This is a genomic window from Aeromicrobium sp. (genome assembly GCF_014378035.1).
GTDB lineage: Bacteria > Actinomycetota > Actinomycetes > Propionibacteriales > Nocardioidaceae > Aeromicrobium.
Genome location: NZ_JACMOM010000160.1, coordinates 1 through 12,032, shown reverse-complemented (window position 1 = coordinate 12,032; position 12,032 = coordinate 1). Strand labels below are relative to the sequence as shown.

General features: G+C 65.4%; 11 protein-coding genes and 1 pseudogene. 5 read left to right on the top strand and 7 right to left on the bottom strand.

Features of this window, described 5'->3' with window-relative positions; all coding sequences use genetic code 11:
• From H7290_RS08310 to H7290_RS08290, 5 genes and pseudogenes are all read left to right on the top strand, one after another.
• Positions 1-181, top strand: a 181-nt coding sequence (locus H7290_RS08310) for a hypothetical protein (RefSeq protein WP_290513548.1), incomplete at its 5' end; no start/stop codon positions are given.
• Positions 182-186: 5 nt separating this feature from the next.
• Complete coding sequence (locus tag H7290_RS08305) at positions 187-1,005, top strand: ABC transporter ATP-binding protein (protein WP_290513547.1); 819 nt, start codon at positions 187-189, stop codon at positions 1,003-1,005.
• Positions 1,002-1,748, top strand: a complete 747-nt coding sequence (locus H7290_RS08300; protein ID WP_290513546.1) for an ABC transporter ATP-binding protein — start codon at positions 1,002-1,004, stop codon at positions 1,746-1,748. Before H7290_RS08305 ends, H7290_RS08300 begins: the two co-directional genes overlap by 4 nt.
• Positions 1,749-1,820: 72 nt before the next feature.
• Positions 1,821-3,071, top strand: a complete 1,251-nt coding sequence (locus tag H7290_RS08295) for an ABC transporter substrate-binding protein (RefSeq protein WP_290513545.1) — start codon at positions 1,821-1,823, stop codon at positions 3,069-3,071.
• A 707-nt stretch (positions 3,072-3,778) separates the two neighbouring features.
• Positions 3,779-4,117, top strand: a pseudogene (locus H7290_RS08290) (IS3 family transposase); the annotation flags it as partial.
• Between the two features lie 621 nt (positions 4,118-4,738).
• Here H7290_RS08290 and H7290_RS08285 read toward each other — a convergent pair.
• The 7 genes from H7290_RS08285 to H7290_RS08255 form a co-directional block, all read right to left on the bottom strand.
• A complete protein-coding gene (locus H7290_RS08285) occupies positions 4,739-5,947 on the bottom strand; it encodes a dihydrolipoamide acetyltransferase family protein (RefSeq protein ID WP_290513544.1) in 1,209 nt (402 codons plus the stop codon).
• 63 nt (positions 5,948-6,010) lie between these two features.
• Positions 6,011-6,991, bottom strand: coding sequence for an alpha-ketoacid dehydrogenase subunit beta (locus H7290_RS08280; protein WP_290513543.1), 981 nt, complete (start codon positions 6,989-6,991; stop codon positions 6,011-6,013).
• A complete protein-coding gene (locus tag H7290_RS08275; RefSeq protein WP_290513549.1) occupies positions 6,988-7,902 on the bottom strand; it encodes a thiamine pyrophosphate-dependent dehydrogenase E1 component subunit alpha in 915 nt (304 codons plus the stop codon). The genes H7290_RS08280 and H7290_RS08275 overlap by 4 nt, the downstream gene beginning before the upstream one ends.
• 89 nt (positions 7,903-7,991) lie before the next feature.
• A complete protein-coding gene (locus H7290_RS08270) occupies positions 7,992-8,768 on the bottom strand; it encodes an SDR family oxidoreductase (protein WP_290513542.1) in 777 nt (258 codons plus the stop codon).
• A gap of 92 nt (positions 8,769-8,860) precedes the next feature.
• Complete coding sequence (locus tag H7290_RS08265; protein WP_290513541.1) at positions 8,861-9,985, bottom strand: substrate-binding domain-containing protein; 1,125 nt, start codon at positions 9,983-9,985, stop codon at positions 8,861-8,863.
• A gap of 171 nt (positions 9,986-10,156) precedes the next feature.
• The gene (locus tag H7290_RS08260; protein WP_290513540.1) at positions 10,157-11,260 is read right to left on the bottom strand and encodes an acyl-CoA dehydrogenase family protein; all 1,104 of its coding nucleotides are present in this window, start codon (positions 11,258-11,260) and stop codon (positions 10,157-10,159) included.
• Positions 11,257-12,032: putative PEP-binding protein (locus H7290_RS08255; protein ID WP_366927615.1), on the bottom strand; the 776-nt coding region annotated here is incomplete at its 5' end. The genes H7290_RS08260 and H7290_RS08255, both read right to left, overlap by 4 nt.

Sequence of the window (12,032 nt, the reverse complement as noted above, 5' to 3'; positions counted from 1 at the left end):
GGACAACGCCTTCGGCTTTGGCCGCTACGTGCAGATCGTCGCAGGCATCGGACTAATCTTGACGGCCGTGCTCAACCAGGACGGAATCACCGGCGGCTTGGCCATCGCGCGGGATCAGGTGCGGGCCAACCTGGCCAGGCGCAAACAACCCGTCGCCTCCTCGTCGATCGCAGGGAGGTAGCGTCGATGTCCCTGCTTGAGCTGGATGGCTTGACCGTTCGTTACGGGGGTCTGGCCGCCCTGAGTGAGGCCCGGCTGCGGGTGGAGCGGGGCAGCTTAGTCGGCCTGATCGGGCCGAACGGTGCCGGCAAGACGACCATGATCGACTGCCTTGCTGGCTTCACGCCTGCAACGTCGGGTCGCGTGATCTTCGACGGGCACAACGTAACCTCGATGCCAGCGCACCGAAGAACGCGACTCGGCATGATCCGAACATTCCAGTCTCTGGAACTGTTCGACGATCTGTCCGTACGCGACAACTGCCGGGTGGCGGCCTCAGACCCTCGTTGGTGGGAGCCGCCCGCCGACGTGGTGCGACCCGGGCGCAAGGCGGTCGACGGCGCCCTACTTGATGACACTCTGGCCTCCCTCGGCCTGACCGCTTTTGCCGGGCTCTACCCCCCGGAGTTGTCCCATGGACACCGCAAACTGGTCGGGATCGCCCGGGTGCTGGTGCGTAAGCCGGACCTGCTCCTTTTGGACGAACCCGCAGCGGGTCTCGACAGCGTCGAGAGCCAGGCCCTCGGCCGACAATTGCGTGCCAGGGTGGACGGCGGCGCCTCGATACTGCTGATCGATCACGACATGGAGTTGGTGCTCGGTATCTGCGACCGCGTCTACGTGCTCGACTTCGGCCGCGTCATCGCCGAGGGGACCCCCGATGAGATCAGGGCCAATCCTGCGGTGGTAGCTGCCTATCTAGGCGCGGACGCTGAACCCGATGTCGGGATGCCGCCGGAGTCCGTGGTCCCGTCCGTACCCTCGATCGGAGGAGCCACCGCATGACCACCCCTACGGGCGTGTCGAAGGCACGGCAGGCAGTGGCCGTGAAGGTACGCGGTATGCACGCGGGCTACGGCCCCACCACGGTTGTGCGCAACCTCGACCTCACTGTCGCAGCCGGAGAGGTGGTGGCGCTGCTCGGCCCTAACGGCGCGGGCAAGACAACAACCCTGCTCACCATCGCCGGCCTGCTGCCGGCGCAGAGCGGTGAGGTCACCGTGCTGGGCCGCGCCGTCAACGCCAAGCGACCGTGGGCGGCGGCACGCAACGGCGTCGCCCTCGTGCCCGAAGAGAGGGCGCTCTTCTTCGACCTCACGGTAAGGGAGAACCTGCTGCTCGCCATCCGCGGTGATCGGCAGAAGGCGATTGACTCCGCGATTTCCTACCTTCCCGCGCTCGAACCGTTGCTCGGGCGCCGGGCCGGTCAACTCTCCGGCGGCGAGCAGCAGATGCTGGCCCTGGCAAGGGCCATGGCCAGCAACCCCAAAGTCTTGCTGGTCGACGAGATGAGCCTGGGTCTGGCTCCTGTCATCGTGCAACGACTGCTCCCCATCCTCCGCACCGTTGCCGACGATCTCGGCCTGGCCGTCGTCATCGTCGAGCAGCACATCCAGATGGCACTCAGTGTCGCCGACCGGGCCGTCGTTCTGTCACACGGTGACGTCGTCCTTACCGGCTCCGCCAAGGAACTCGCGACGCGCCGCGAGCTGCTGGAGTCGCAGTACCTCGGCGAAGCCGCACTCTAAGAATTGACGGGCCCAGGCACCCCGCCCACCCGGCAACCCACGGACCGTTCGGTCCACCAACAAGGAGGCACCATGTATGGTTTCCGAGCACGTAAATGGGCGGTGTGGTTGGTTGCGCTCGCGACTTCGACTGCATTGACTGCCTGTTCCAGCGACAACGAGTCCAGCGGTAGCAGCGGGTCGGCCGGCTACAACGGAGCTGCTCTGAAGAAAGCGGCCGGAGACGGGGTCAAGTTCGGCTTCGCGAACCAGGTGGGCGCTGCCACCGGTGACTTCGCCCAGGCCGGCGTCGGCACCAAGGTGGCTCAGGCATACATAAACAACGAGCTCGGCGGTATCGGCGGTCGGCCGATGGAGATCGAAGAGTGCCTCACCGACGGCACTCCAGAGAAGTCGCAGTCCTGCGCCAACAAGCTCATCGGCGAGGAGGTCCTGTCAGTCATGACCGGTGTGGATCTCGGCGCTCCCACGTCAGTCCCGATCTACGAGAGCGCCGAGATCCCGTTGACGTTCGGGGCACCCATCCAGGCGAAGGAGTACACCTCTCTGAATGCCTTCTACAGCGTCGGTGCGTCACCGGTCCAGGTGCCGGCGGTGCCGCGATTCCTCAAGGAGACGCTCGACGCTGAGAGCGTTGTTAGCATCGGCACGGACTCCCCGTCGGGCGTCGATTCGTATGAGACCTTCATCGAGGGTCCGTTGGAGAAGCTCGGCGTCGCCAGCTCCTTCATCGCTGCGCCAGCAGGTACAGCCGACTTCGCGACTCAGGCGCAGCAGGCGGTTTCGAAGGAGCCCGACGCGATCGTGATGCTCGTAGGCCCGCAGGACTGCACCAAGGTGATCAAGGCTTTGCAGGGTGCGGGGAGCAAGATCCCTGCCGTCGGTACGGGCTCCTGCATCGTCCCTGAGCTGTTCAGTCAGAACGCCGCTGCTGCAAAGGGCATGTACTTCACCGGCGAGACCCAGCAAATGCAGCAGTCACCGGTAGGCGATGAAATGAAGCAGTTCCTTTACGCGCACGCGAAGTACGCCGGTCAGGACGAGTCCAAGGTCGACGCCTTCACCCTGCTCGGCTTCCAGTCGACGATGAACCTCTGGGAGCTGTCAAACGAGATCGGGGTCGACAAACTGACGTCGGAGTCGATCATCTCCTTCATGCAGGCAGCCAAGGAACAGCACAACTGGCTGTCGACGCCATACACCTGCGCAGGGCCGCCCGTTGCGTCGTTCCCGGCGATCTGTCACACCGATGCGACGTTCTACGAGTTCGACGGCAAGAGCCTCGTCGACGTGGGCAGTTTCGTGGGCATCGGCCTGCTCTGATCCATCCCGTATCCGGCGCGGGTCGCGGTGACACCTCAATGTCTTTCCCGATCCGCGCCGACTGCGCAAGTCCCTAGAAGGGCGCTTCTAGGACGTCTATGCAGGCCGTATACGGCTCCTAGGATGCGCGGCGCCTGCCGCCGATGCCAGCTGGGAGCCGAAACATTTGCCTGAGGGCGAATTGGATCCCTTCGCCGGTCCTGGTCTGGGCCCGGACGGTGGCATGGCCGAGTACCCGCTCGTGGTCCAGATCCGTTAGCTCGTCCCGCTCGGCGATCTGGACTTATGTGACCGCTGCGCCGTTCCTGGACGCGTTGATGCCCTTTCACGCGATCCGGCGGTTTCTGGAGCGCTTGCACCGGCACGACCACAATCGTCATCGGCGTCAGTGTCTCGGACAGTTCGCGGTGCAGCTCTGGGCACTCGTCCTGAGGTCATGGACGCCCTGGAGCTAGCCCGCGCAGGGGTGATCATCCCGGAGATCGAGCGGATCAGACTGGCAAGGTCGAACCGCGGTCTACGAACGTGAGTGCGGGCATCCAACGTCGACGTGTGGGCTGTCTCGGTGATCTCGGACAGTGGTCCCTCCTAAAGTGAGGGATCTACGCGAAATGAGATCCGCAGTGACTGCATCACATAGACGGTTCAGCCAGCAGTTTAAGGACGAGCTGGGTCAGGAGATCTCGACTTCCAAGACGATCAAGGAGGTCAAGATGTGCGCCTGGTTGAGCGTCTCGACTCGGGGTTCTGCCACTGGCTGAGCCGGCCCCAATCGGCCACAGCGGCCCGTAGGCAGGCACTTCTTCGTCGCCTCGGACGGGACCTACGGGTACCGCCGGACCCATGCCAATCTGGCCGAGGAGGGCACTGAGTGCTCACCGGAGCTGGTGCGTCAGATCATGCGTGCTGATGGCCTGATCGCGTGTCAGCCGCGACCGTTCCGAGTGACCACCGAGGCTGACGAGAAGGCGGCGAAGGACATGCCGGACCTGGTCGGCCGCGACTTCACCGCTGAGCGTCTCGGGGTCAAGTTCGTCGGGGACATCAAATGCCGACGTCGGCATTTGATGTCCCAGCTCCAGACCTGACCTGGCTTCGTGGCGAGCGGTTCGAGCTTCTTCCGTGGCGGGTGGCTGGCCTGACGACGACGTTCGCCAGCGAGGCTGTTGGCGCGCAGAACCCTGTGCATGGTGGACATCGAGCACAGGTAGGTCCCTCGTCGAGCAGGGTCGCCCAGGTCTGCGCGACGGCCTTGTCCGCGAACCGCGGCTCGGTCAACACGCCCAGCACCCGTTGGCGCTCGGTGCCGGACAGCCCGTTCGGCGGCGTCGGCCGCGGCGCACGAACGAGTGCGGGTTCGGGTCCGGCCGCGGCTGCCTTGCGCCACTCGATGATGTGCGAGGAGTGCAGGCTCTCGCGGCGCAGGATCGCCCCGCGTTCGACGCGGTCGGCGGCGTCATACTCAGCCAGAATTCCGGCTTGGTGCTCGCCAGTGAAGCTACGCCGTTTCGATCGATTAGCCCGGGGTCCCATGACCCCATCATCGTTACGGCTGCTGACCACACCAGCCGTCGTCATCGTGCTCCTCTCGCTTCTCACCCCGTGCAAGGGAAGGAACTCAGTGGAGGTGTCTCACCTCAGCCTGACGCATCGGGGGCGCTGATAGCTCACGCACCCGTCTCCAGCCGTCGCTTCAGGGCGGAGGTGAAGCGGGCGGCGGTCGCGCCATCGAGGACGCGGTGGTCGTAGCCGATCGCGAGACCCATCAGCGGCCGGATCTGGACGGCGCCGTCGACGACGACAGCACTGTCGATGATGGCACCGGCGAAGACGATCGTGGCCTGGGGAGACGCCACCAGGGGAATTCCAGTCTCGATTCCGGCTGCGCCGAGGTTGGAGACGGTGATCGTGCCTCCGGCAGTGTCGGCCGGGGCGAGGCGTCGAGCTCGAGCCCGTTCGGAAAGCTCGCGCAGCCGCACGCTCACGCCCACCACGTCCAGCTGATCGGCCTGCGCGATGACCGGTACCAGCAGTCCGGCGTCGGTGTCCACTGCGACGGTCACGTTGACGTCGGCCATGATGTGAATGGCATCGGGCGTGAACTGAGCGTTGGCCTCAGGTACCTCGCGCGCGGCTGTGGCGACGGCAGTGATAAGGATGTCGGTGAACGAGACGCGGACTCCGTGGCTGGCCAGCTCGGAGCGGATTATTCTCATCTGGGTCGCGTCGATGTGGACCTGCTGCACGAACTGAGGAACGTCACGCCAACTTGCGGTGAGGACGGAGGCCATGGCGCGCGCGACGCTGGTGAGAGGACGGCGTTCTGCCACCGAGGTATCGACTGTGGAACTGGTTGATCCCGAGGCGAGCGCGGCCTCCACGTCGGCCACGGTAATCGAGCCAGCCGCGCCGGTGCCGGTCACGGTCGCCAGATCCAGGTCCGCCGCGGTTGCCATCGCCCGGGCCTTGGGGATCACCCTGATCGCCCGGTCCGCTGCGCCAAAGGCGGGTGTCGTGGCATCCGGGGCGGCCGCGGGAACCAACGGGCCAGCGGCAGCGTCATCGCCCTGCGCCGTCGCCGCAATCTCGGCCAGATCGGCGGCGATGAGAGCCTCAATGGCGCTCTCGTCCGGATCCTCACCGGGATCGGCGACCACGGCGAGAAGGGCACCGACGGGCAGTTCGGAGCCGGTCGGTGCGATGACGCGAAGGATAGTTCCGGGAAGCTTCGCGACGATCTCGACGACGTTCTTTTCCGTCTCGACCTCATACAGCTCGGCGTCTATCTCGTAGGACGTGCCGGGATCGGTCAGCCAGCACGTGATCGCCCCGACCTGCATTGTCTGTCCAAGACGGGGAAGGTGGAGCAGGTGCACGATAAGTCCTCACTGTCGTTGGGAGGTGACGCGACGCCACCTGATCCATGGAGCGCTGCAGATCTAGGCGAGCTGTGCGGTGATCGCGTCTAGCAAAGCGGCCGTAGTGGGCAGGGCGAACCGCTCCAACGCCGGGTTCTGCGGCATCGGCGTATCCGTACCGCACACCCGTCGGATCGGCGCAGCGAGAAAGTCCAGCCCGTGTTCGGCAACGATCGCCGCGATCTCGCCTGCGGCACCGCCGGACAGCGGCGCCTCATGCGTGATGATCAGCCTGCCCGTCTTGGCAACCGAGGCCAGAATGGCGTCGGTATCAAGAGGTCGCAGCCCACGGGTATCGATCACCTCGACACTGATGCCCTGGGACGCAGCAGATTCCGCCGCCTCCATGGCGAGTGACACCATCCGGCCCCAGGACACCACCGTGACATCGCTGCCCTTGCGGCAGACGTTGGCCTCGCCCAGGGGTATCAGCACCTCTTCTTCGGGGACCTCGCCGGACGTCGCGTACAGCATCTTGTGCTCGAAGAACGCGACCGGGTTGTCGTCCCGGATCGCGCTCTTGAGCAGACCCTTGGCGTCCGCCGGATTAGAAGGAATGACGATGTAGATGCCCGCATGTGGGAGGAGTTCTGCCTCGGGGCACTGCGAGTGCTCTGCGCCTGAGCCGCCGGTGGCGCCTTCGGGGAGTCGCAGCACCATCGGCACCGTCAGTTTGCCCCCGTGCATGTAGCGCCACTTCGCCATCTTGTGCAGCGTTTCATCGGAGGCGTTGTGGATGAAGTCGGCGAACTGCAGTTCGGCGATCGGGCGCATGCCCGTCAGCGCGGCCCCGACAGCGCCACCGACGATGAACATCTCCGAGATCGGAGTGTCTATGACCCGCTCGTTGCCAAACTGCTTCTGCAGACCCTTGGTCACGCCGAAGACCCCGCCCATCGCGCCGACGTCCTCGCCCATGATGAAGACCCGCTCGTCCCGCTCCATCTCCTCCGACATCGCTTCGTTGATGGCCTGTGCGTACGTCAATGTCCGTGTACTCATGCGTAGATGTCCTCGAAGATGCGCTCGGGTCCTGGGGCTTTGCCGGTAAGTGCCTTGGCTCTCGCCGCGTCGACCTCGGCCAGTGCGGCCCGCTCGACGTCGTCGATCTCGGCCTCGGGCGTTCCCTGACTGAGCAGCTGTGCTCGGGTCAGGACGATCGGGTCGCCGTGCGCGGCCTCGGCGCGCAAAGCCTTGTCCCGATACCCGTCAGGATCGCCGAAGTAGTGCCCTTGCAGGCGCACGGTCTTTGCCTCGATGATCGTTGCACCCTCACCGTTGCGTGCGCGATTAACCGCTGTGGTGGCCGCTTCATAGACGGCCATCGGGTCGGCGCCGTCGACTTGAACCCCTGGCATCCCGTAGCCGATGGCGCGATCGACGAAGCGCCCGCCGGTGGAGTGCTCAACAGGGACGGACACCGCCCAGCCGTTGTTCTGGATCACAAAAACAAGAGGAAGTTTCCAGGCGCCCGCGACGTTGGCGGCCTCGTGAAACGTTCCGCGGTTGGCAGCACCGTCGCCGAAGAAGCACATCGTGACCTGCCCGCTTTTTCGCAGCTTCGACGACAGCGCGGCGCCGGCGGCGATCACTTGGTTGCCCCCGAGCGTGCCGGACTGGCCAATCACCCCCAAGCTCGGGTCGACGATGTGCACGATTCCCGCTCCCATACCCCGAGTTGTGCCGAGATCATTGCCGATGAAGTCGCCGAACATCGCGGCCAGATCGACGCCCTTGGCCACGATGTGGGCGACACCCCGATGGTCATACAACAGGTAGTCCGAGTCCTCGAGCGCCATGGTCGCGGCGACCTCGGTGCCCTCGGAACCACGCCCAGGGTGGTAAAGCGCAGGGGCCAGGTTCTCGTCCATGAGCCGCAGAAGCGCCCGTTCCCAAGCCTGAGCCAGAAACATGACCCGATAAATCTCAAGTAGCGTTCGAGGAGCGTGCGTCATCAGCCGTCCGTTTCTGCGTTGTTCTTCAGAGTCCCGACCCGCTTGGATCAGGGGTAGAGCCCGCCGCCGACGGTGACAATCTCGCCGTGCATGTAGGGCACCTCGTCGCTGAGCAGCCAAGCGACGGTGGCGGCGATCTCCTCGGCTTCGGCGTAGCGGCCGAGCGGGATCACGGTGGCGAGCGCCACGCGCACGCCCTCGGCGTCGGCGCCGCCGAGGTTGCCTATCCCCACCTCGAGCCGGTCCATCATCGAGGTCTGGGTGGGTCCTGGGCACACGACGTTGACGCGGATGCCGAGGTGGCCGATCTCCTTGGCCATCGACTTGGCCAAGCCGTTGACCGCGTGCTTGCTCGCGACGTCCACCGCGACGCCCGCGTCGCCCTTGAGCCCGGCGACGGAGGAGGTGAACACGATGTTGCCACGGCCCGGTTGCGTTGACATGCGTCGTACGGCGGCTCGGGCGCCGAGGAAAGCACCGCGGACGTTCACCGCGAAGATGCGGTCAAAGTCCGCCATGTCGAGGTCGGCCAACAGCACGACGCCGGGATCGATCCCGGCGTTGGCGTGGAACAGGTCGATCGAGCCGAAGTGCTCGACGGCTGTATCGAAGAAGCGCTCGGTATCGGCGGCGGCGCTGACGTCGCCGACCACTGTCACGATGCGGTCACCAAGGTTCGCGGCAAGCGCGACGAGTCCGCCCCCACCGCGGTCCTCCGCAACCACGTTGACGCCCTCGCTGTGCAGTCGGCGGCAGGTGGCCGCACCGATTCCGGCAGCAGCGCCGGTGACCAAGGCCGTCTTACCCGTCAATCCCTTCAACATGTCTACTCCCTGCTCTGTTCGTGCCTCGAGCAGGTAGCTCGGGGAGAATCAATCGGCGGCACCCGTCGCCGGGTGCGCCACCGGGTCAGGGGTCAGCTGACCTTCCAGAGGGCCTTGAACTGGTCCGCGTAGTCCGCGAAGCCGACGTAGTAGTTGCCCTCTTCGGTCAGTGAGACGTCGTCGAGGTTGTCCTGGGTGATCATCTGCAGCGGGAGCAGGGCCTTCTCGGCCTCGGCGAGGTCGTCACCGTTGAAGTAGCGCGCCCACATGTCCATAACTCGCCAACCGAGAATGATCGTCGGAAACCCGGTCCAGCCGTTTTCGGTGCCGGCCCTGATCGCTTCGATGTTGGCCTCGGACGGGGTCTCGCCGAGGACATTGGTCTCACTCAGGCCAGCGGCCTGAAGCGCCGGCGCGAGGCCCAGCGTCTGGTCGCCGATGCTGGACATGGCGTACTCGATTCCCGTGTCCCTCTGAACGGTGCTCACCACCGAGCCAGGCATCTTGGTGCCGATGTCCGACGCGGGGGTCGCAACCGCTGTGAGCTCGCACGCGGGACACCATTCCGCGACCGTCTCGGCTAGGGACTCCTGCCAAACAACGAGGTTGGGGTACTCCGACATTGTGAAGGTCGCGCCCTGACCGACACCCTTGCTGTCCACGATGAACTGGGCGGCAACCATCTTGCCCCAGTTGGCCACCTGGGTGCCGTTGTCCAGAGCGGTACTGATAATTGGTCCGGACTTGTCCTCGGTGATTGAGTCGGCGAGCAGCGGGATGCCGGCTTCCTCGGCCGCGGCGATCGCGCCGCCGAAGGCAGCGCTCGGGAAGCCGCTGAAGTGGATGCCATCCGGGTTCTTGGCGATCGCCGACTGCATGGCCTGCTGCGGCCCCTCGGCGGTGGCGCCGACTGCAATCGTCTCGTACCTCCAGCCAAGGGCGTCGGCGGCTGCCGCCATGGCGTCCGACTTCGCCTTGGCAACGGGTTCGCCGGTAAGGAGGAGAATGATGTATTTGCCGGTCTCAGGTGTCTTCGACAGGGGGATGTCGATCCCGATCCCGTCGGGGTTACCAGAGACCGATGCTAGATACTCTTCGGCTGCGGCGATGCCGGACTCGTCGGCTATGGCTGTCGACTCCGTGCCGGAGCCTCCGCAACTGGTTAGAAGCAACGCAAGGGCGGTAAGCCCGCTCGCAATCGCCTTTGTCCTACGCATGAATATCTCCCTTGATGGGCCAGAGCGGACCGGGCAACTAAGCAAGTGAACCCTTCGGCGGGTTCCGTGACACCTGTCACAGTGTGCTGCCCATCCAGTGCGACGTCCACACTTTCTGAGGTCTTTTCAAACTTGACATTTTGCCGTGTTACTCAACCCCGTCGGCGCGCCTCACCATGACAGGAGCGAGGCGATGCGTTCGCGGTGGAATGCGCCGTCACCGAGCAGCACCGCATCTGCATGGGCACGGCGGAAGAACAGGTGAGCGTCGTGCTCCCAGGTGAAGCCAATCCCACCGTGCAGCTGGATGGTTTCGGCGCACACGTCGCGATAGGCATCGGCACACCAGGCCGCCGCGACCGCCGCCGCCTCACTAAAGGCTGCAGGATCGTTGTCCGACGCTAACGCTCGGTCGACGGCGGAGTGTGCGAATTCCACCTGCACGAGCAGATCTACCAACCGGTGCTTAACGGCCTGAAAGCTGCCGATCGACCGCGAGAACTGGTGGCGCAACTTGGCGTAACTCACCGTCATATCCAGGCAGCGCTGGGCTCCCGTCGCTTGTTCGGCAGCCAGTGCGATCAAGGCGACGTCGACGCCACGCTGGACAGCGATCGCACCGGCGCCCCCGAAGCTCAACCGCCGGGTAGCTGCACCACTCAGCTCGACTGAGGCGAGGGGACGGGTGAAGTCGAGGCTCAGCTGGGGAAGCACTGTGACAGCTGGATCGTTGGGCGACACCAAGAAAAGATCAACACCGTCGGTTCCTTGCGCAGCCACAACCAGGTGCTGTGCCGAGCCGGCCCCCGCCACGAAATGACTGCGACCCGTCACCCGCCAACCATCCCCGTCCGCGTGTGCGTGCACCGGGACCCGGTCTGGGTCCCAGCGACCATCCGGGTCGGCGACGACGGCCGCCCCCACCTCACCTTCGGCCAGTTCGGTAAGCACATCCACCGGCAGCGGGTCTAGCGCGGCCAGGATCTGACCTGCCAAGACCGTACTGGACCAAAATGGCACCGGGGCGAGCGTCGCGCCAAGCGCTCCGGACACCGTTACGATCTCGGCCAGGCCACCGAGCCCGCCCACCTGCTCGGGCAGGCCGAGGCAGGCCAGGCCCATCTGGCGCCCCAGCATGTCCCAGAGTTCCGGGTCGTGGTCCACACCTGCCGTTTCCATGGCGCGCGCGGGGGCCAGGTCGCCGGCGTCCCCGCAGAGCTCGTTCACGGTGGCCCGGAGATCAGCGAGCTCTTGTTTGTCGGCGAGCTCCATCATCGAGAGGCCTCCTGGAGTGGGCGGGCCTGGGCTGCGGCCAGGCGAGCGATCGGGACGCGGTGCGGCGAACACGAGACGTAATCGAGCCCGAGTTCCTCGCACTGGGCGATTGAGGCCGGGTCTCCCCCATGCTCGCCACAGATGCCGAGTTTGACTCCGGGACGCACTGAGCGGGCCCGTTCGACCGCCAACCGCATCAAGGCGCCAACTCCATAGGGGTCGAGCTCGGCGAAGGGGCTGGCGGTGAGCAGGCCACGCTCGACGTAGCGGCCCAGCATCCGACCCTCGACATCGTCTCGCGAAAACCCGTAGGTCAACTGGGTCAGGTCGTTGGTGCCGAAGGAGAGAAACTCCGCCCACCGCACGAGTTTGTCCGCCATCAACGCTGCGCGTGGTGTCTCGACCATCGCGCCGATCGTGAACGGCACGTTGACCCCGGTCTCGGCGGTCACATCGTGGTGGACTTGCCGGATCATCTGTGCAGTGATCCCGAGCTCCTCGGGGATCGAGACGAGCGGAACCATGATTTCTAGCTGAGGTCGCCGGTCCTGCGCGCAGGCCGCGATCCAGGCGCGGAACAGCGCGTCGACCTGCGCGGGGTAGAGCCCCTCGCGCAGCATCGCGAGACGGACTCCGCGCAGCCCGAGCATCGGATTGGACTCACGAAAGCCCAGGGCCTGGGCGTACTCCTCCTCGCTCTCGGCGTCCTCGAGCGTGTGCGGCAGGAACTCGTGCATGGGAGCATCCAGCAGCCGCACAGTGACCGGACGGT